The following is an 18,235-nucleotide window of genomic DNA, read 5'->3' as shown; positions in this document are numbered from 1 at the left end:
GTGGTGGCCGTGATCACTCTTTGGCCAACTTGAGCAGTTCCACCCAGTTCACAAACAACACTCGCGCTAGCGCAAAAAATCCAGCCGCTACTGGCTGGCCTGCTGGGCCTGCAGCAAACCGCTGAGATGGCGCGCCACGGCTTCCCCAACGCGTAGTCCATCGATGCCAGCTGAAAGGATGCCGCCGGCAAACCCAGCTCCTTCACCAGCCGGGAAGAGCCCTGGGGTGTTGGTGCTCTGCAGATCAATGCCGCGCGTAATGCGCAGCGGTGAACTGGTGCGGGTTTCAACGCCGGTGAGCACCGCATCGGGGTGATCGAAACCAGGGATCTGTTTGGCAAAGGCGGGCAAGGCCTCGCGGATCGCCTCAATCGCAAACTCCGGCAGGGCTGTTGAGAGATCAGTGGGCGTGACGCCAGGGGCATAGGAAGGACGGCCGCTGCCGAGATCGCTGCTGGGCTTGGCGGCCAAGAAATCAGCCAAGCGCTGGGCTGGTGCTTTGTAGTTGCTGCCTCCCAGCACAAAGGCGCGTGATTCGAGCTCGCGCTGGAAATCAACACCAGCCAAGGGTCCCCCGGGGTAGTCGTCGGGGGTGATCGCCACAACGATGCCGCTATTGGCATTGCGTTCATTGCGGCTGTATTGGCTCATGCCATTGGTGACCACCCGGCCCTCTTCTGAGGTGGCCCCCACCACCAGCCCGCCCGGGCACATGCAGAAGCTGTAGACGCTGCGGCCATTGCTGGCGTGGTGCACCAGCTTGTAATCGGCTGCCCCGAGGATCGGGTGGCCGGCGTGCTCGCCCCAACGGGCCTGATCGATCAAGGGCTGGGGATGCTCGATGCGAAAGCCGATCGAGAAGGGCTTGGGCTCCATCGCCACGCCCTGGCCATGCAACAAGGCAAAGGTGTCGCGCGAGCTGTGGCCCACGGCAAACACAGCCGCATCGGTTTCAATGCGCTCGCCTGTGGCCAAGGTCAACGCCTTGAGTTGGCGTGTGCCCGCTGATAGCTCCACACCAGTGACGTGGTGCTCAAAGCGCACCTCACCACCAAGATCGGTGATGCGCTGACGCAGCTGACGCACCACCCCCACCAGCTTGAAGGTGCCGATGTGGGGCTTGTTGAGCACCAGGATTTCGGGATTGGCGCCCGATTCCACCAGCTCCTCTAAAACCCAACGACCATGGCGCTTGGATTCCTTGACGCCGGAATAGAGCTTGCCGTCGGAGAAGGTGCCCGCTCCGCCTTCACCGAACTGGGCATTGGAGGCCGGATTAAACGGCAGGCGCCCTTTCCAAAAGCCAAAGGTGTCGGCGGTGCGCTGCTTCACCGGCTTGCCGCGCTCTAGCAAAAGCGGCCGGTAGCCCTGCTGGGCCAAAAACAAAGCCGCGAAATAGCCGCAGGGCCCGGCACCCACCACCACCGGCCGGGGCCTCTGCCCATTGGCATAGGCAGCAGGCGCCGGAATCGATGGGCGCACCAAGGGATCGGGGGTGGCCATCACCCGCGAATCACGGCGCAGCTTGCCGAGCACCGCGGCTTCATCGGCAACCGGCACATCGATGCTGTAAACCAGCTCAATGGCGCCCTTGTGGCGGGCATCCACGCTGCGGCGAAACAGCTGCAGCTCGCCGAGGGCCTCGAGCGGCAGCTTCAAGCGCTTGGCCACCGCTTTGGGCAACGCCTCGGGCGGGTGATCCAGCGGCAGGGCGATCTGGTGAACGCGGATCACGGGGGCGCAACCAGCAGCAGCACCCTTCAATTTGGCAGGCGGCAGCCGCTGCGAATCCCTGCTACATCAACACCACCAGCAACGCTGCCATGGGCCTCTCTTGGTTGAAACCCGCGGCTGGACTGCTGGTGGGAGCGGTTTTACTGCGTGCCGTCTTCCCCCAACCCAATGCCGACTGGATGATGGGCACCTGGGTGCTCGTTGATGAAGACAACGTGCCGTTCAACCTGATCCTGCGGCCCGATGGCAGCTCATTGACGGTGACCGGTAAACGCCATCCCAATCTGGGACGGCCCCACCGAATGGCGAGCGACCAGCTCTTGCAGCGCGGCCGTTGGCAGACCTGGGGCAATGGCATCCGCTCCACGTACACCGATGGCTGGATCGACACGATCCAAGTGGGTCCAGCTGGAGCGGTGCAGTGGTCGTGGAAACCAGGCAGCGGGCTCACGACTGAGAGCACAGCCGTGCAGCTCACCAGCCCGGTGATGGGGTGGGTGGGGGCCTACAAACTCGAGCCCACCCAAAGCGAGAAGCCGCCCTATATGGCGGTGCTCACCTCCTCAGGCATGGCCTTTAACAACATCGACAAGGTCTCAGATGGTTCCTGGACGCTGCGGGACAACGGCAGCGTGATGATCAAGTGGACCAGCGGCTGGCGCACCCAGCTCAAACCAACCGCCCATGGCATCCCCAAACCGGACCAAGGCTTTGCGGTGAAGCACTGGCGGCCCGGGGTGCCGATCAACCAACCCGCCAGCGCCAACCGCAGCGGCATCCGGCTCTAATCGCCGATGATGCAAAGGCGGCAGGCCGATACCCAGCAACTCTGTGCCAACCACCACCAGCTTCGCTGAATTCAGCCAACAGGCCGACTACTCATTGATGAAGACGCTGCGGGCCGACCCGCAGGCCAGTAGCGATGGGGATGACCATGAGCCCAGGCAGGTGTATTCCGGCCACTACGTGCCGGTGACGCCAACGGCGATCCCGGAAGCTGAATACCTGGCCCACAGCAGCGAGCTGTTCCAGGAGCTGGGCCTCAGCGACGCCCTGGCCCAAGACGCGCAGTTTCAACGGCTCTTCAGTGGCGACAGCCGCGTGGCCACTGGAGGCATGCGGCCCTACGGCTGGGCCACGGGCTATGCCCTCTCGATCTACGGCACCGAATACATCCAGCAATGCCCCTTTGGCACGGGCAATGGCTATGGCGATGGCCGGGCGATCTCAATTTTTGAAGGCGTCTTCAACGGCAAGCGCTGGGAAATGCAGCTCAAGGGTGGCGGCCCCACCCCCTATTGCCGCGGCGCTGATGGCCGCGCTGTGCTGCGCTCCAGCGTGCGGGAGTTTCTGGCCCAAGAGCTGATGCATGCGTTGGGCGTGCCCACCTCGCGCTCACTGACGCTCTACATGTCGCGCGCCGAAAACGTGCGGCGGCCTTGGTATTCGGAGAACTCACGCTCCTTTGATCCCGACATCTATGTGGACAACCCAGCAGCGATCAGCACCCGGGTGGCCCCATCGTTTTTGCGCGTTGGCCAGCTGGAGCTGTTTGCCCGCCGCGCCCGCAGCAACGCCCACCCCGAAGCCATGAACGAGCTGCGGATGATCGTGGAGCACCTGATTGAGCGCAACTACCAAGGCGAGATCGATCCAACGCTGCCATTCCCTGATCAGGTGGTGGAGCTGGCGCGGTTGTTCCGCGGACGGCTCACGGCCCTGGTCGCCAACTGGCTTCGGGTTGGCTACTGCCAGGGCAACTTCAACAGCGACAACTGCGCCGCTGGCGGCTTCACGCTCGACTATGGCCCCTTTGGCTTCTGCGAGCTATTTGACTTGCGCTTCCAGCCTTGGACTGGCGGCGGCGAGCACTTCTGTTTCTTCAACCAACCATCAGCGGCAGAAGCCAACTACCAGATGTTCTGGAAGGCCCTGCGGCCGCTGCTGGCGGACAACACAACAGCAGAAGCCGAGCTCGATGCCGTGCGCGATGGCTTTGGCGAGGCGATGGCCGATGCCATCAATGGGATGTGGGCCAGCAAGCTGGGCCTGAGCACCCCAGCCCCTGAGCTCGCCCAAGAACTCTTGGGGCTGATGCTGGCCTCCAAACTCGATTACACGATCTTTTTCCGCCAGCTCTCAGAGATCCCAACAACGATCGAACCGCTCAAAGCCAGCTTCTACGACGGCAGCACTGAGGAGCTCGATGGCAAGTGGAGTAGCTGGCTGCAGCGCTGGCGAGCGCTGCTGGAGAGCCAAGGCAATCGCGATGCCGCGTCTGCAGCGATGAAACGCGCCAACCCCGCGATCACCTGGCGGGAATGGCTGGTGGCCCCGGCCTATGAGCAGGCCAGAGAAGGGGACACAACACTGATCAAGGAACTGCAGCAGGTGTTCAGCACGCCGTATGAAGCACCGCCGGCTGAACTGGCCCGCTACGACCAGCTCAAACCGCGCGAGTTCTTCAACGCCGGCGGGGTGTCGCACTACAGCTGCTCGTCGTAAGCGGCAGAGCGATGGGAAGCAAACGAAACCTTGGCGTGGTGCTCTTTAAGGGCTTTGAACTGCTCGATGTGTTTGGTCCGCTGGAGATGTTTGGCCTGGCGGCCGATCATTTCAAGATCCGCTTGATCTCAGAAACAGGTGGCGTGGTGGCCAGCCGCCAAGGCCCCAAAAGTGTCTGCGACGATTCGTTCCAATCGGCTCCAGCGATCGACGTGCTGCTGGTGCCAGGCGGCATTGGCACCAGGAGAGAGGTGAACAACCCCGTGCTGCTGGATTGGCTCAACGAGCGCTCCAAGCAGGCTGAACTGGTGGCTTCGGTGTGCACTGGCAGCGCCCTGCTGGCCAAAGCCGGGGTGCTCGATGGCCTGCGCGCCACCAGCAACAAGCTGGCATTTGCCTGGGCGAGCGCCCAAAGCGAGAAGGTGCAGTGGCAACAGCAAGCGCGCTGGGTGGAAGACGGCAAGGTCTTCAGCTCATCGGGCGTGTCGGCGGGGATCGATATGGCGCTGGCGGTGATTGCCCAGTTGGTGGGCGAGCAGGCAGCTGAAGATGCCGCCAACTTCGCGGAATACACCTGGCAGCGCGATGCCGACTGCGACCCCTTCGCCTCAGTTGTAGGTGTGTCTGAATCTGCCTAAGCCTTGTTCCTAGAGGCGATCACAACAGACTGCCCGGGCTAGCAACAACACGTGCAGACCTGGTTTTCAGCCACGCTTTGCTTGAGCTTGGGCCTTTACGCCTTCATCGTCTACGACCGAGTTGTCATGCCCAACCGCGGCATCGACAACCGGGCGTTCCCCTTGCCGCAGCTGTGGCAACACGAAGCGATCAGCGCCCCAAGGCTGTGATTGCTTAATCCGAATCTCGCTTGGCTTTGCCGCCGCACTTGTGGCGCGGCTCATAGCCCTGGGTTTCAGCCAAATGGCGCAGATACACGATCTGATGGCGGTCGGCCAAACCCACCGCAGCGATCAAACCCAGCGGACCAAAGATCAGCCCCGCCCAGAACCAGTTCTTGCTGCTGCGGGCCTTCTGCCCGGCGATGGTTTTGCTGAAAAAAGCGCTGGCAACATGCGCCACCACAACCATCACCAGCAACTTCAATTCCATGGCCCTGCTTGTATCCATCACGACAGCTAGCCAGCTGGCGCTCTGATGTCAGCGTCAGCCGAGCGGGCGGAATCGATAACTTGTTCGCTTGCGCGCTCTGGGTCCATGCCTGCCAAGCCTCTGCCCAACACCGGTGCGGTGAGCGGCCTGAAGGAAACCCTCGATTTCTTTGGTGATCCGGGCTTTGCCCAGCGGCGCTTTGAAACCTATGGCGATGTCTTCGCCACCAAGCTGCTGGCCCAGCCGATCGTGTTCATCCGAGGTGAACGGGCCATCAATGATCTGTTCAGCCAAAGCGAGTCGCTCGAGGGTTGGTGGCCGGAGAGCGTGAAAAAACTGCTGGGCAGCCGCTCATTGGCCAACCGCAGTGGAGCCGGCCATAAAGCCCGCCGGCGCGTGGTGGGCCAGCTGTTCTCAAGCGCAGCGCTGGCCCGCTACACGCCATCAATCATTGGCCTGGTCGATGAGCTCGCCGATGAGCTGATCAGTGCTGATGGCCCGGTGCCCTTGGCCGGGCGCATGCGCCGCTTTGCCTTTGCCGTGATTGCCACCACGGTGCTGGGCCTTGATGGCGAAAGCAGGGAGGCGCTGTTTGCTGATTTTGAGATCTGGACCAAGGCCCTGTTCTCGATTCCTTTGGCGATTCCCGGCACCCCCTTTGCCAAAGCCATGGGCGCGCGCCAGCGGCTTCTGAATCGGATCAAAGAAGTGCTCAAGGAGGGCAGCAACCAAGGCGGGCTGGATCTGATCAGCGGCGGCCTTGATGAAGCCGGCATCCCGCTGGATGACGACGATCTAGCCGAGCAACTTCTGCTGCTGCTGTTTGCCGGCTACGAAACGACAGCCTCATCGCTGAGCTGCCTTTTCCGCGCTTTGCTGCTGCATCCGGAGGTGATGGAGTGGCTCAGCAGCGATCTGATGGCCTCCCCTTGGCCAGCGGCCACATCACCGCAATCCGAAAAGCTCGATGCCACGGTGCTGGAGGTGATGCGGCAAACACCGCCAGTGGGCGGATTCTTCCGCCGCAGCAAGCAAGCCATTGAGCTGGCTGATGTGGCGGTGCCAGAAAACAGCGTGATCCAGGTGGCGCTGACGCCAACCGCCGCCACCAGCGGCACCGATTTGAGCGAATTCCGCCCGCAGCGCCATCTCGATGGCTCCTTTGAGCAAACCCTGCTGCCCTTTGGCGGTGGCGAGCGGGTGTGCCTGGGCAAAGCGCTGGCCGAACTGGAGATCCGGCTGATGGCCGTGGGCTTGCTGCAGAAGGTGCAGCTCGAGCTGCTGCCGGATCAGGATTTAGCGCTGCAGCTGGTGCCCAGCCCCACACCACGCAGCGGGCTGATGGTTACCGCAACAGGGCGATAGAGCCATGCGCAGCTTTGAACCAGAGGAGCTCGATCGGATCATCGAGATGGCCTGGGAAGACCGCACAACCTTTGAAGCGATCGACTACCAGTTCGGCCTCTCGGAGCAGGAGGTGATCGAGCTGATGCGCCAAGAGATGAAGGCCTCCTCATTCCGGATGTGGCGCAAACGGGTGAGCGGCCGCAAGACCAAACACGGCGCCACCAACCCTTCAAATCGCTTTCGCGCCCAATGCCACAAATGAGCTCAGGGGCAGCGCCTCACGCGAGCCACTGATCGGCATCCATGATCTTTTTGATCAACAGGCCCAGCCGCTTGAACTCAGCGAAGTTCACGTCTTTCACAGCCTGATCCAGGCCGCAATCCACCCATTCCTCACCGCGCTTTTCATAAATGGTGAAGTCCTGCTCGAGGGTCTCACGGCGGATGCAATAGGTGATGCCGTCGTCATGGAGGAACTCAGCGGATTGCAGCTGCAAACCCATCGATACGCCTTTGATCAATGGGCTGATGCTGGCGCACCACTGCCATCAGCGATGATCCCCCCACTGCCGAGCACCCTGTGGCCCTCGATCAACTCAAGGCATTTCTGCGGAAAATGCAGCAAGAGGAGAGCCTCAAGCAGCAGGTGCTGGCCGCTTCCACAGCTGATGACGTAGCCCGTATCGCCTTCGGCCTGGGCTTTGAATTTTCAGGCGATGAGCTGCTGCGCTTCTCGGGGCAAAAGGTGGGCCGGGTGACCGTCTCGAAGCAGGAGCACCCCGGGGAATATCACTGAGACCTTGGGCCCAATCCTTATGGCGGGAACTCACCAAGCCCCCAGCAAACTCACCCCATTGGGGGATGTTTTCTCACCGGAGCTCAGGAGAAACTTGAGAGATCAAACGGATCGCCGTGAGCCAGGAGCAAACGCCAGAAGGGCTTGAGGCACTGCTGCAGGACATCCAGAGCGAGCCTGCAGGGCAGCCAGCCAAGAAGCGAGGGCGGAAGCAAAAAGATGCACCCGCCAAGGACTTCAAGGCAGTGCTCTGGGCATCAGCGGACAAACTCCGTGCCCAGATGGATGCCGCTGAATACAAGCATCTGGTCCTGGGACTGATCTTCCTCAAATACATCTCCGACACCTTCGTTGAGCAGCAGCAGAAGGTGCTGTCGACGGTGAGCAACCCAGAGTCCGACTACTACCTGGGAGATGACCCAGCAGATCACCAGGAAGCACTGGAAGATCGGGACTACTACACCCAGGAGAACGTGTTCTGGGTGCCTGCTGATGCTCGCTGGGAATCGCTGAGGAACCAGGCAAAGCAACCCGACATCGGGCAACTGATCGATAAAGCACTAGTTGCCATCGAGAACGAGAACCCCACGCTTCGGGGGAAGTTGGACAAGCGGTTTGGTGCTGCCCAACTGGAACCAGGGCGGATGGGTGAACTGGTGGACCTCATCTCCACCATCGGTTTTGGGGAAGGGAAGAAGTCAGGGGATGTCCTTGGTGAGGTCTACGAGTATTTCCTTGGTCAGTTCGCCAGTGCTGAGGGCAAGAAGGGCGGTCAGTTCTATACCCCTGCCCATGTGGTGAAGACCCTGGTTGCTGTCCTGGCACCTCATAAGGGTCGTGTTTATGACCCCTGCTGTGGATCGGGCGGCATGTTCGTCCAAAGCGAGCGGTTCGTTGAAAGTCACGGCGGGCGTCGTGACGACATCTCCATCTATGGGCAGGAGAGCAACCCCACCACCTGGCGGTTGGCAGCGATGAACCTGGCGATCCGTGGGTTTGCTGCTGACCTCGGTCAGGAACCTGCTGACACTTTTGCCAGGGACCAGCACCCCGACCAGAAGTTCGACTACATCCTTGCCAACCCTCCCTTCAACATCTCGGACTGGGGCGGCGAGAAATACGACAGCGACCCCCGCTGGACCTTTGGGCGTCCTCCTGCGGGGAATGCCAACTACGCCTGGTTACAGCACATGCTCTGGAAACTTCGCCCTGGTGGTGAAGCAGGTGTGGTGCTCGCCAATGGATCGATGAGTTCCAACACCAGCGGTGAAGGACAGATCCGAGAGGCGATGGTTCGTGGCGATGCCGTGGAAGTGATGGTGGCGTTGCCTGGTCAGTTGTTCCTCAACACTCAGATCCCCGTCTGCCTTTGGTTCCTCACCAACGACAAGACCCTGCGTGGTCGGGACAGGCGAGGAGAGACCTTGTTCATCGATGCCCGTCAAATGGGTTCGATGGTCAGTCGTGTGGAGCGGGTCCTGACCGATGAGGACATCGCCAAGGTTGCTGACGCCGTTCATGCCTGGCGTGGTGATGGCGAGGTCGAGAATGCCTATGAGGATGTTTCTGGGTTCTGTTATTCCGCCAAGTTCGACGAAATCGAAAAGAACAGTTTTGTCCTGACTCCTGGTCGTTATGTAGGAGCAGCAGATCAGGAAGAGGACGTTGAACCCTTTGATCAGAAGATGAAGCGCCTCACTTCTCTGCTCAAGCAGCAGCAAGAAGAAGGGGCAAAGTTAGATCAGCAGATTGCCGAGAACCTGAGGAGAGTGGGATATGAGTTCTGATTTTCAAGTATCTCCCCTTGCTGATGTATGTCTAAAAATAGGTAGCGGAGCAACACCTCGCGGAGGCAAAGAGGCATACAGGGGTGGCGATTTTGCTCTTATAAGAAGTCAAAATGTCTACAATGAAGGATTTACCCCAGGCGGTCTTGCCTTTATCAACAAAGAACAGGCAGACCAACTGTCTAATGTAGAAGTCATGCCTGGCGATGTTTTGCTCAACATCACTGGGGACTCCGTGGCACGCTGCTGCTCTGTTCCAGACAACGCTCTGCCCGCAAGGGTCAATCAGCACGTCTCAATACTAAGAGCGGATGAAAAGCACCTACATGGCGACTATCTTAGGTATTTTTTGATATCTCGAAAATCACAGAATCTTTTGCTCGCTCTCGCCTCAGGTGGTGCTACCAGAAACGCTTTGACGAAGGGAATGCTGGAGTCCTTTCTTATACAACTTCCGCCTTTCTCTCAACAGAAGGCAATCGCCCATATCCTCGGCACCCTCGACGACAAGATCGAACTGAACCGAAGGACCAACGAAACTCTTGAAGGCATAGCGAAGGCGCTTTTCAAGTCCTGGTTTGTCGACTTTGATCCTGTAAGAGCAAAGGTAGAGGGGCGACCAACTGGATTGCCCGATGAGATCAGCGAGTTATTCCCAGATTCATTTGAGGAGTCGGAACTGGGCGGGATTCCGAGTGGTTGGTCTTGTTCTTCTGTCTACGACCTTGCCGATTATGTAAATGGGGCATCTCACTCTTCCAAGACTCTTAACGAAAATCGCCTTGGATACCCCGTTATAAAGATCAACGAACTAAAGAATGGTTTCACAGACCAGACCAAGTATTGGGATGCCGATTTTAAAGATAAGCATTTAGTTGTCAGCGGCGACATCCTCTTCTCATGGTCTGGGAATCCCGACACCTCAATAGGAACTTTCGTCTGGAGCAAGCAAGATGGTCTCCTTAACCAGCATATTTTCAAGGTCGTCCCACAGAACAGTAAATGGCGATCATTCGTCCTTTCGGTGCTCAGAAGCAATCAAGGATCTTTTGCTGATATTGCCAGAGACAAGCAAACAACTGGATTGGGGCATGTGACTGTCAAAGACCTAAAGGAAATGATGTGCCCAATCGCCTCAGTTAACGTGATGTCGTCATTTTCCGCTTTGACAGATGACATCTTTAATAGGTGTCAAAACTTGATTTTACAGATTGATGTTTTAAAGGACCTTCGTGATGCTCTGCTCCCCCGCCTCATCTCAGGCGAACTGAGAGTTCCTGATGTCGAGAAGATGCTTGAGGAGGTTGGCATCTGATGGCGGCATTCATCTCAGAAGACGATCTGGAGCAGATGTCACTGGGTTGGTTCCAGGAGATCGGATACACCTTCATCCACGGTCCAATACTTGCTCCTGATGGGGAGACCCCAGAGCGGGATGACTTCCGCCAGGTGGTTCTCACTGGTCGTCTTCGTTCCGCACTGAAGAAACTCAACCCAGGGGTGCCAGCAGCAACGATTGAGTCGGCAGTGCTTCAACTGGCGAACCCCAATACCCCTGGTCTTCTCCCATCCAACCGTCAGTTCCATCGCTGGATGACGACGGGTCTGCCCATCACCTTCATGGATGGGAACCAAGAGAAGGGCATCCGCCTCAAGGTGATCGGATTCGACGACCCCAAATCCAACGATTGGTTGGTGGTCAACCAGTTGGCGATCCAGGGTCCAAAGCACAACCGCCGCCCTGATGTTGTCGTTTACCTGAACGGTCTCCCGATAGCAGTCCTGGAACTCAAGAACCCTGCTGACGAGAAGGCAGATATCTGGGCAGCGTTCAACCAACTCCAGACCTACAAAAACAACATCCCAGACCTGTTCACCTCCAACGTGCTGATGGTGATCAGTGATGGCACCTATGCCCGTGTGGGATCGCTATCTGCTTCCAAGGAACGCTTCCAGCAGTGGCGGGTGATCGACGCCGAGCAGGACCTGGACCCTTTGGGCAAGTTCCGTGAACTGGAGACGTTGATCCGTGGTCTCTTCGATCAGAAGCGACTACTCGATTTCATTCGCTTCTTCTGCCTGTTTGAGGACGACGGCAAGATCATCAAGAAGATCGCTGCCTACCACCAGTTCCATGCCGTAAGAGCAGCAGTGGAGCGGGTGGCAGAAGCAAGCAAACCAGGCGGTGATCGAAAGGGTGGCGTGGTCTGGCATACCCAAGGTGCTGGCAAGAGCATCGAGATGGCATGCCTGGCGGGCAAGTTGCTCACCGATCAACGCCTCCAGAACCCAACGCTGGTGATGGTCACCGATCGCCAAGACCTTGATGGGCAGTTGTTTGGGGTCTTCGCTGGAGCAGGGGACCTGTTGGGCGAGAACCCTCAACAGGCAGACAGCAGACAGGAACTACGGGACCTGCTCGCCAACCGACCCAGCGGTGGAATCATCTTCACCACGATCCAGAAGTTCGGCACCGAAGAGGGTGAGGACAAGTTCCCCACCTTGAGCCACCGCCACAACGTCGTGGTCATCTGTGATGAGGCACACAGGACCCAATACGGGTTTAAAGGTCGCCTCGACAGCAAAACAGGCGAGATCAAATACGGACTGGCAAAGGCGCTACGGGATGCCCTGCCTGAAGCAACCTTCCTTGCCTTCACGGGAACACCCATCTCCCAAGACGACCGTGACACCCAGGCGGTCTTTGGGCATTACGTCTCTGTTTACGACATCCAGCAGGCAGTGGAAGACGGTGCCACGGTGCCGATCTACTACGAGTCCCGACTGGCGAAGTTGGGGTTGAAGGAGAGCGTCCTTGCTGGCGTGGACGACAAGGTGGATGACCTCTTCACAGACGAGGACGACATTCCTGCTGCCGAGCGAGCGAAGAGTCGTTGGGCAGCACTGGAGGCACTGGTGGGTGCTGAACCTCGCTTGAAGCAGGTGGCAGCAGATCTGGTCTCCCACATCGAGCAGAGATCCAAGACCCAACCAGGCAAGGCAATGGTTGTGGCGATGAGTCGGGACATCTGTGCCCGCCTTTATGACGCCATCAAGGCACTCCGTCCTGATTGGCACGACACCGACACCAGCAAAGGTGCCATCAAGGTCGTGATGACGGCATCGGCATCAGACGACCAGCACCTCCAACCTCACCACACCAGCAAGCAGCAGAAGAAGGACCTGGAGAAGCGGTTCAAGGATCCTGCCGATCCCTTGAAGATCGTGATCGTCAGGGACATGTGGTTAACAGGTTTCGATGCCCCGTGTATGGCGACCATGTATGTCGACAAACCGATGAAGGGGGCGAACCTTGCTCAGGCAATCGCCCGTGTGAACAGGGTCTTCAAGGACAAACCAGGTGGTCTGATCGTCGATTACATCGGCATCGCACCTCAACTCAAAGAAGCACTGGCGACCTACACCGCAGCAAACGGCAAGGGCAAACCAACCCTCGACACCAGTGAGGCGGTTCGGATCCTCAAGGAGCAACTTCAGATCGCCAAGGACATCCTTCACCCCGTGGATTGGAGCGGGTTCAGGGAGAAGGGCAAAGCACTCGAACTGATCTCAAACTGCCTCGACCACATCCTTGGCATTGCTGATGGCAAGCAAAGGTTCTGTGACACCGTTCTGAAGGTCACCAAGGCATTCGCCCTTTGTGGCACCACTGAAGAGGCGATGGCAGTCACCGAAGAGGTGGCGTTCCTTCAGGCGGTAAGAGCACCCCTGATCAAGGGGGACGGCAGCGGGTCAGGTGACCCAATCGATGTGAACTACAAACTCCAGCAACTGCTGTCTGAGTCGCTGGTGGCAGAGGGCGTCATGGATGTCTTCAAGGTTGCTGGTCTGAAGAACCCCGACATCAGCATCATGTCGGACCAGTTCCTAGCAGAGGTTGCCAAGATCCCCCAGAAAAACCTGGCGGTCGAACTGCTCCAGCGCCTGATCAAGGACGAACTGAAAACCAAGTTCAAGACCAACGTCGTCAAGCAGAAGCGGTTCAGTGAACTGCTGACGGCATCTCTCAACAAATACTCCAACCGTGCTGTTGAAGCAGCACAGGTGATCGCTGAACTGATCGAGATGGCGAAGAAGTTCCGAGAGGAACTGGAGCGAGGTGTTGCCCTTGGGCTGACTAATGCCGAACAGTCCTTCTATGACGCCCTCGCAGACAACCCATCAGCACAGGAACTGATGAAGGAAGACGTGCTGGCAACCATGGCAAGGGAACTGGCGGAGATGCTCAGACGTGACGCCACCATCGATTGGCAGTTCAAGGAGAACGTCAGGGCAAAACTCCGCCTCAAGATCAAGACGCTGCTCAAGCGATACAAATACCCGCCTGATCAGCAGGTCACTGCCATTGATTTGGTGCTCCAGCAGGCAGAAACACTTGGAGACGAATTTTCAGCAAACAATTAAAAAGCCAAGACGAGTATGCATATGAATCGATTAACCAGGTCGAGAGCACCAAAGCGTTGCCCAAATTGCAAACACACTCCTATGGCAACGATTATCTGGGGCTTACCTAGCAATCCACTGATATGGGAGAAGGTCGAAGAAGGAAAGGCAATCCTGGGAGGCTGTTCTAGAGACTTTGATCATCCAACTTGGGAATGCAGCAAATGTCATTTGCAAATCTGGCGAAAAGATCCCAACAAACAAATGTTTTTAAAACACATTCCCCAATGCAATGAAGATGGAAAGTAATTCAATTATCGAAAACAACCAGCTCACAGCAGCACAGATCCCAGATCCCGATGGCAACCTCAGAGGCTGGGTGCACTTTGCGCACAGCTTCAACGGCTATGAATTCGCCGGCTCGTTTGAGGCCTGCGCCGCCATCGCCAACAGCGGCAAGGCCAGCAGCCTCAGCGAGCTGCGTTGCGCCCTCTTCTTTGAAGCCAGGCGTGATCGCCATTCAGGCGGCTACACCGATGTGACACCAACCGTGCGGGAACTGCTGCGCCAGATCAAAGCCAAGCTCAGCTGAACGTCAGTCACGATCACGCTGCTGCTTCGGCTCTCCAGTGAGAGGGCATCTTGGTGACGATCAGTTCAGGCATCTCCGCAATGAGGCGCTGAACTTTGTGCAGTCCCCTGACCACGTGGCAAACGCCTTCTGGATCGCAGACCCGGTAGTACTCAAAGCCTTCTGGTGGGCTGGTGCGCTTGATCGGTCGTCTCATCCGATTCCTCCAGAGAGGACAACAATGCGCTGGCCAAAGGAAATTTCTCGGCCTCCCAAACATTTGTTCATGCAGCTGAACCCCTTGTTTATGGCTCCAGCTGCGCAAAGGTGAACTTGCAGGCTTGAGAGCTCTCTGGTGACCGTATCGATAACGCCTGAAGACCTCGCGGACTATCTCCGGCGCCATGAGGATGAATACGGCGCCTTTGATCCGACCGAAGACGGCGTGATCGAAGACCAACCCCACCACGGACACGCCAGCTCAGACACCAGCGAAGACTGAGCCACCCATTCACCCAAACGGGGGAGGCGGGGAACCATCGGCAGCCGCGACGCTGGAAACAGCCGAGAAAGATCGATGTTCATCTTTGGATTCACCGCTGGTGTGGCTTTCGCCTTTGGCGCCACGGCTTACGCCTATCGACTGCTCAAGCAGATCCCTGGGGACACAACCCAGCACTGAGCCGTGACACAGATCAAACCCCAGCGCATCGCCGCACTGGTGCAGCTGCTCGTTCTCCTTGCCATCGCACCACCGGCCCAGCACGTTCAGGCGCACTGCACGATCTCTTGCCAGCCAGCCATCAACAGCTGATCCGCCTGGCTCGAAACAACGCCAGGGCGCAGAACCACCGCGGAATTGATCAGCTACTCAGAGCGCTGGGCGGCAAGGATCGCAACGGGAGCCATGCCGATGAAAACGCCGAGGAAAGGCCCGGTCCAACTCAGCACAAGCAACACCAAATTGATGCCGCTGAGCAGGTTGCGCTTGCGGGCGATGGTGGTTGCCAAGACACCACAAAGAACAATGGCTGAGATCGCCCCAAAGGCTGTCATCGCTTTGTTGACCGCCATCGCTACATCACCAAACACCAGGCCAGCCACGGTGCCGACCACAGCACCCAAGATGGCCAAAACGATCACCAGTCCAAAGCTGTAGGCGAGATAGAACCCCAGGGCTTGCAACGGAGTGCGGCGCATCGCCAGATCGGTCAAACCGCTGAACATCGGCGCTCATCTCCCAGGCACTTTTGAAGCGTAGGGAGAAAAACCGGTGGCGCCACGCTGGCCGCCAGGCCCCTCAACAAGGCAAAAAAAACGCCCTGGAAGCCCCCAGAGCGTCAGATGTCCGATCAGTCGTGTGGATCGGCTGCTTGCTTCCGATCCACCTCTCCGGTCTACGGCTGCTCAGCAGCCTTTTGGCAATGGCCTGGTGATTGATCGGTAAAGATCCCGCTAAGTCCTCCAAACCGGAGAAGCAGGACACCATGAGCCGGCGAAAAGGCAGTGGTGCCTCATCCATTGCGTTGGGGATTGATCGGGGGCCAACACGTCAAACACCCCCGGCGCTGGCCTGGCCTCGCAGATACCAAGACGGCGCTGCCAATCGTCCTAAGCGGTCCAGACCGGACTGCCCTGTCTCGAGGGGCACATGGGTGATTAAGGAAACCGAGGCTTATGCGGCTGAGGCGATGTCAACTGGGTGGGGTGGCTCGAGCTTTCTCCAGCTGAAGCCAGTCGCTGTTCAATGTCGGCAAGAACTCTTCAAAAGAAGCCACCGCGAGAATCACCATCACCACCCCTGCAAGCCAAACCAATGAGCAGAGGGAAATGGCTGTCGGTGAAAGCTGAATCGAGCTTCCATCAGCCGTTGTGCAGTAACTAGCAATCACTTGATCGATTCCCGTCTCAATGATCGAAAACATTGAGGCCAGAAACATCAACGTGCTCGCCAGTTTGGACCGTGCTGCAATCAGCTGGTCTTTCGCAAACCTGGCGACATTCAGCTGGTAGTTGGCGAGGAAGAACAGCAGGGTGAACACCGCCACATGGGTGAGTTGCCGCAACTTCAGATATTCCTTGCCCTCGGCAATCAAAAAAGAGAACGCCAAGAGCCAAATCAGCACGCGAACCACCCGCAACATGAGCTTGCTTGGCGGCAGCTGCATCGGGAGCTTGGGCAAGGGCGCATCGCTGGAAACCAATCAGAAGGTATCCAGACCCGTCAGCCGAGCTAGCTGCGCTTCAGACAAGCTTCCATTCACACGAGATGCTCTGTGCCTCAGGCTCAAGCCAATTTGGTTTTGCGGTCTTCCCAGAGGCGCAGCTGATGGCGGGCCATCCGGCCTAACTCGCTGGCTGGGCCATGCAACACCAAACGCGCCTTCCAGCGTTCAATCACCTGCTCGGTGACCTCAGCTGATTCAGTGATGCTCTTTTTGGTGGGTGGCTCCACTGGCTAGCGATCACGGAGGAACATTCAACGTAGGGAGTTAAGGCCGTCCCTGCAGCCTATGGATCGTTTTGGGGTGGTTATCCGAACGTCTTGCAGGCAATTGGAGAGACAAGGACTCGCCGATGTCGATCGGCCAGAGCCAAGTCATTAAGCCTGGGCCTGGACGATCAAACCAAGAATCAGCTTGAGCGAAAACGCACTCCAGGCCAAAAGCGAAAACATCACCATCACAGAACTGATGGTTTTCAGAAGCGCCTGTTTGGCCGAGAGGATCAGCAAGGCCTGAAGGCGTCTGTCTTCACTGTGGTAGCCAGCGCTGATCAGGGCTTTAGATCACAGAAAGTCAGCTGATCCAGCTCGGGACCCTGGCTTGGTTGAGCTGACATCATCAATCGCCCCAAGCCAAGCCAGGCCAATGTTCTGGTCACGCTGAGCAGACCGAGGCCAATGCAGATGGGGCAGTGAAGAGGTCCCATGTCTCAAGGATCACCACATGTATTGGGCGGGGTCTGGAACACCAGCTTTGATGCGTGCTTGCTTCAGCAACTGGTCTTCCAGCTTCAAGGTGGCGGCACGTTCGGCTGCCCTTTCTTGCTGATAGGCCTTACTGCCAACGCGTGGAAGCTTGGTGGTGGTGTAGTCCATGCCTTTGGTCTAGCCACGCAATCTGCTGAAAGCCGGTTGGAAATATGGAGAGCGTTGGTGGTCGTGGCTATTGCTCTCAAGCAGCTGTGCATGAGTGGCTGCAACCTCACACACCCACAGGGCTCCGCAATTCGACGGGGCTTTTTTTGTCAGTGATGAGTTGATGGCTGCTGATTCAGCGCTCACCCAAGATTTCTTCCCAGGTCGGCGATAGGCATCGCTGCTCCATCGCGTGAATGGAGGCGAGGATTTTGTCGGCTTTACGAATGAGATGCAGACCATCTTTTCTGCCGCCAGCAGCATCGATCTCCAGCAGCAAATCTGCATAGGAACTCTTCAGTTGTTTCAGGGTCATACGTGTCTTGGACTGGTGTTTGAAAACGAGTGAATGGACGTCGGTCGAGTGTCGCTGAGGTATTAGGCGGTCAGAAGCTGGTCAGTTCTTATTCCTGGATTACCAAACCGAAATGATCTTAGAGCAGTTGCTGCCGCATTGCTTCAGCGCTGTGCTGATCTGGCATCAGCAACGGCTGCATCCCATCAAGGTTTGAGCACGCCGTTCCCACTCAAGGTTTTTTCTCCTCAAAAGGCAATGCGCGTTTTCACCGATGCGAAAAAACCTGAGCCGTCGGAAAGTAGTGCCATCGAGATCGGAGGAACGCATGACAGCCGACACTCCACCCCAGCGAATCCAGGAAGCAGCCTGACTGAATTGGCCCCTGCTCCAACAGTTTCCCTTTATTCGTGAGGTTGGTTCTCTTCAAAACTCCTGGCTGATGCCATGGGTTGAGAACACTCCATCTGCACCGTGTGGTGCCCTCAGGAGTCACATCAACTGCACACCTGGATGTCATGGCCCCAGGGAGCCATAGCCAAGTCGC

The 18,235-nt window shown here is 57.9% G+C and carries 22 protein-coding genes; 13 read left to right on the top strand and 9 right to left on the bottom strand.

Annotated features, from left to right (window positions below; translation table 11 throughout):
- Positions 1 to 87 precede the first annotated feature (87 nt).
- Positions 88 to 1,734, bottom strand: a complete 1,647-nt coding sequence (locus SynMINOS11_RS05670; RefSeq protein WP_186550415.1) for an NAD(P)/FAD-dependent oxidoreductase — start codon at positions 1,732 to 1,734, stop codon at positions 88 to 90.
- 89 nt (positions 1,735 to 1,823) lie between these two features.
- Here SynMINOS11_RS05670 and SynMINOS11_RS05665 point away from each other — a divergent pair, with 89 nt between their 5' ends.
- The 4 genes from SynMINOS11_RS05665 (at position 1,824) to SynMINOS11_RS05650 (ending at position 5,087) form a co-directional block, all read left to right on the top strand.
- Positions 1,824 to 2,522, top strand: coding sequence for a hypothetical protein (locus tag SynMINOS11_RS05665; protein WP_186550413.1), 699 nt, complete (start codon positions 1,824 to 1,826; stop codon positions 2,520 to 2,522).
- 97 nt (positions 2,523 to 2,619) lie between these two features.
- On the top strand, positions 2,620 to 4,239 hold the full coding sequence (locus tag SynMINOS11_RS05660) for a protein adenylyltransferase SelO (RefSeq protein ID WP_255445540.1): 1,620 nt from the start codon (positions 2,620 to 2,622) through the stop codon (positions 4,237 to 4,239).
- Positions 4,240 to 4,250: 11 nt separating this feature from the next.
- Complete coding sequence (locus tag SynMINOS11_RS05655; RefSeq protein ID WP_186550409.1) at positions 4,251 to 4,877, top strand: DJ-1/PfpI family protein; 627 nt, start codon at positions 4,251 to 4,253, stop codon at positions 4,875 to 4,877.
- 51 nt (positions 4,878 to 4,928) lie between these two features.
- Positions 4,929 to 5,087 (top strand): hypothetical protein, encoded by a 159-nt coding sequence (locus SynMINOS11_RS05650; RefSeq protein ID WP_186550407.1) that lies wholly within the window; start codon positions 4,929 to 4,931, stop codon positions 5,085 to 5,087.
- Positions 5,088 to 5,091: 4 nt separating this feature from the next.
- Here the strand turns inward: SynMINOS11_RS05650 and SynMINOS11_RS05645 are convergent, their stop codons facing one another.
- Positions 5,092 to 5,367 carry a hypothetical protein gene (locus tag SynMINOS11_RS05645; protein WP_255445508.1) on the bottom strand — a complete coding sequence of 92 codons (276 nt, stop codon included), beginning with the start codon at positions 5,365 to 5,367 and terminating at the stop codon, positions 5,092 to 5,094.
- Between the two features lie 87 nt (positions 5,368 to 5,454).
- On the opposite strand from SynMINOS11_RS05645, the gene SynMINOS11_RS05640 reads away from it, so the two are divergent.
- Both SynMINOS11_RS05640 and SynMINOS11_RS05635 read left to right on the top strand, forming a co-directional pair.
- On the top strand, positions 5,455 to 6,714 hold the full coding sequence (locus tag SynMINOS11_RS05640) for a cytochrome P450 (RefSeq protein ID WP_186550403.1): 1,260 nt from the start codon (positions 5,455 to 5,457) through the stop codon (positions 6,712 to 6,714).
- Between the two features lie 4 nt (positions 6,715 to 6,718).
- A complete protein-coding gene (locus SynMINOS11_RS05635; RefSeq protein WP_186550401.1) occupies positions 6,719 to 6,958 on the top strand; it encodes a TIGR03643 family protein in 240 nt (79 codons plus the stop codon).
- A gap of 16 nt (positions 6,959 to 6,974) precedes the next feature.
- Here the strand turns inward: SynMINOS11_RS05635 and SynMINOS11_RS05630 are convergent, their stop codons facing one another.
- Entirely contained in the window at positions 6,975 to 7,199 is a 225-nt protein-coding gene (locus tag SynMINOS11_RS05630; RefSeq protein WP_043737994.1) for a hypothetical protein, read from the bottom strand.
- A 77-nt stretch (positions 7,200 to 7,276) separates the two neighbouring features.
- Here SynMINOS11_RS05630 and SynMINOS11_RS05625 point away from each other — a divergent pair, with 77 nt between their 5' ends.
- From SynMINOS11_RS05625 to SynMINOS11_RS05605, 5 genes are all read left to right on the top strand, one after another.
- Complete coding sequence (locus SynMINOS11_RS05625; RefSeq protein ID WP_011935520.1) at positions 7,277 to 7,492, top strand: Nif11-like leader peptide family natural product precursor; 216 nt, start codon at positions 7,277 to 7,279, stop codon at positions 7,490 to 7,492.
- Positions 7,493 to 7,608: 116 nt separating this feature from the next.
- On the top strand, positions 7,609 to 9,279 hold the full coding sequence (locus tag SynMINOS11_RS05620) for a type I restriction-modification system subunit M (protein WP_255445507.1): 1,671 nt from the start codon (positions 7,609 to 7,611) through the stop codon (positions 9,277 to 9,279).
- Positions 9,269 to 10,594, top strand: a complete 1,326-nt coding sequence (locus tag SynMINOS11_RS05615) for a restriction endonuclease subunit S (RefSeq protein ID WP_186550399.1) — start codon at positions 9,269 to 9,271, stop codon at positions 10,592 to 10,594. The genes SynMINOS11_RS05620 and SynMINOS11_RS05615 overlap by 11 nt, the downstream gene beginning before the upstream one ends.
- On the top strand, positions 10,594 to 13,704 hold the full coding sequence (locus SynMINOS11_RS05610; RefSeq protein WP_222929715.1) for a type I restriction endonuclease subunit R: 3,111 nt from the start codon (positions 10,594 to 10,596) through the stop codon (positions 13,702 to 13,704). Before SynMINOS11_RS05615 ends, SynMINOS11_RS05610 begins: the two co-directional genes overlap by 1 nt.
- A gap of 271 nt (positions 13,705 to 13,975) precedes the next feature.
- Positions 13,976 to 14,275 carry a hypothetical protein gene (locus SynMINOS11_RS05605; protein ID WP_255445506.1) on the top strand — a complete coding sequence of 100 codons (300 nt, stop codon included), beginning with the start codon at positions 13,976 to 13,978 and terminating at the stop codon, positions 14,273 to 14,275.
- 13 nt (positions 14,276 to 14,288) lie between these two features.
- Here SynMINOS11_RS05605 and SynMINOS11_RS05600 read toward each other — a convergent pair whose 3' ends face one another.
- Positions 14,289 to 14,471 (bottom strand): hypothetical protein, encoded by a 183-nt coding sequence (locus SynMINOS11_RS05600; RefSeq protein WP_186550397.1) that lies wholly within the window; start codon positions 14,469 to 14,471, stop codon positions 14,289 to 14,291.
- Positions 14,472 to 14,609: 138 nt separating this feature from the next.
- On the opposite strand from SynMINOS11_RS05600, the gene SynMINOS11_RS05595 reads away from it, so the two are divergent.
- Positions 14,610 to 14,756, top strand: a complete 147-nt coding sequence (locus tag SynMINOS11_RS05595) for a hypothetical protein (RefSeq protein WP_186550395.1) — start codon at positions 14,610 to 14,612, stop codon at positions 14,754 to 14,756.
- A 365-nt stretch (positions 14,757 to 15,121) separates the two neighbouring features.
- Here SynMINOS11_RS05595 and SynMINOS11_RS05590 read toward each other — a convergent pair whose 3' ends face one another.
- From SynMINOS11_RS05590 to SynMINOS11_RS05570, 5 genes are all read right to left on the bottom strand, one after another.
- A complete protein-coding gene (locus SynMINOS11_RS05590) occupies positions 15,122 to 15,481 on the bottom strand; it encodes a hypothetical protein (protein WP_011935517.1) in 360 nt (119 codons plus the stop codon).
- A 467-nt stretch (positions 15,482 to 15,948) separates the two neighbouring features.
- Complete coding sequence (locus SynMINOS11_RS05585; protein ID WP_011935515.1) at positions 15,949 to 16,458, bottom strand: hypothetical protein; 510 nt, start codon at positions 16,456 to 16,458, stop codon at positions 15,949 to 15,951.
- An 83-nt stretch (positions 16,459 to 16,541) separates the two neighbouring features.
- Positions 16,542 to 16,709, bottom strand: coding sequence for a hypothetical protein (locus SynMINOS11_RS05580; protein WP_011935514.1), 168 nt, complete (start codon positions 16,707 to 16,709; stop codon positions 16,542 to 16,544).
- Positions 16,710 to 17,195: 486 nt separating this feature from the next.
- Positions 17,196 to 17,354: a hypothetical protein gene (locus SynMINOS11_RS05575; protein ID WP_011935512.1), complete on the bottom strand. Its 159-nt coding sequence runs from the start codon at positions 17,352 to 17,354 to the stop codon at positions 17,196 to 17,198.
- Positions 17,355 to 17,529: 175 nt separating this feature from the next.
- Positions 17,530 to 17,709, bottom strand: coding sequence for a hypothetical protein (locus tag SynMINOS11_RS05570; protein ID WP_186550393.1), 180 nt, complete (start codon positions 17,707 to 17,709; stop codon positions 17,530 to 17,532).
- Positions 17,710 to 17,901: 192 nt separating this feature from the next.
- Between SynMINOS11_RS05570 and SynMINOS11_RS05565 the strand changes: the two genes are divergently transcribed.
- Positions 17,902 to 18,102, top strand: a complete 201-nt coding sequence (locus tag SynMINOS11_RS05565; RefSeq protein ID WP_186550391.1) for a hypothetical protein — start codon at positions 17,902 to 17,904, stop codon at positions 18,100 to 18,102.
- The last annotated feature ends 133 nt before the right edge of the window (positions 18,103 to 18,235 follow it).

This window comes from Synechococcus sp. Minos11 (assembly GCF_014279855.1).
Lineage (GTDB): Bacteria > Cyanobacteriota > Cyanobacteriia > PCC-6307 > Cyanobiaceae > RCC307.
The sequence above is the reverse complement of the archived record's forward strand: the minus strand, read 5'-3'. Positions and strand labels throughout refer to the sequence as shown.

Coding starts and splice junctions, on each gene's coding strand:
- SynMINOS11_RS05665 (WP_186550413.1), top strand. CDS start 1,824: ATGGGCCTCTCTTGGTTGAAACCCGCGGCTGGACTGCTGGTGGGAGCG.
- SynMINOS11_RS05660 (WP_255445540.1), top strand. CDS start 2,620: ATGAAGACGCTGCGGGCCGACCCGCAGGCCAGTAGCGATGGGGATGAC.
- SynMINOS11_RS05655 (WP_186550409.1), top strand. CDS start 4,251: ATGGGAAGCAAACGAAACCTTGGCGTGGTGCTCTTTAAGGGCTTTGAA.
- SynMINOS11_RS05645 (WP_255445508.1), bottom strand. CDS start 5,367: ATGGATACAAGCAGGGCCATGGAATTGAAGTTGCTGGTGATGGTTGTG.
- SynMINOS11_RS05640 (WP_186550403.1), top strand. CDS start 5,455: ATGCCTGCCAAGCCTCTGCCCAACACCGGTGCGGTGAGCGGCCTGAAG.
- SynMINOS11_RS05635 (WP_186550401.1), top strand. CDS start 6,719: ATGCGCAGCTTTGAACCAGAGGAGCTCGATCGGATCATCGAGATGGCC.
- SynMINOS11_RS05630 (WP_043737994.1), bottom strand. CDS start 7,199: ATGGGTTTGCAGCTGCAATCCGCTGAGTTCCTCCATGACGACGGCATC.
- SynMINOS11_RS05615 (WP_186550399.1), top strand. CDS start 9,269: ATGAGTTCTGATTTTCAAGTATCTCCCCTTGCTGATGTATGTCTAAAA.
- SynMINOS11_RS05610 (WP_222929715.1), top strand. CDS start 10,594: ATGGCGGCATTCATCTCAGAAGACGATCTGGAGCAGATGTCACTGGGT.
- SynMINOS11_RS05605 (WP_255445506.1), top strand. CDS start 13,976: ATGAAGATGGAAAGTAATTCAATTATCGAAAACAACCAGCTCACAGCA.
- SynMINOS11_RS05600 (WP_186550397.1), bottom strand. CDS start 14,471: ATGAGACGACCGATCAAGCGCACCAGCCCACCAGAAGGCTTTGAGTAC.
- SynMINOS11_RS05590 (WP_011935517.1), bottom strand. CDS start 15,481: ATGTTCAGCGGTTTGACCGATCTGGCGATGCGCCGCACTCCGTTGCAA.
- SynMINOS11_RS05575 (WP_011935512.1), bottom strand. CDS start 17,354: ATGGACTACACCACCACCAAGCTTCCACGCGTTGGCAGTAAGGCCTAT.
- SynMINOS11_RS05570 (WP_186550393.1), bottom strand. CDS start 17,709: ATGACCCTGAAACAACTGAAGAGTTCCTATGCAGATTTGCTGCTGGAG.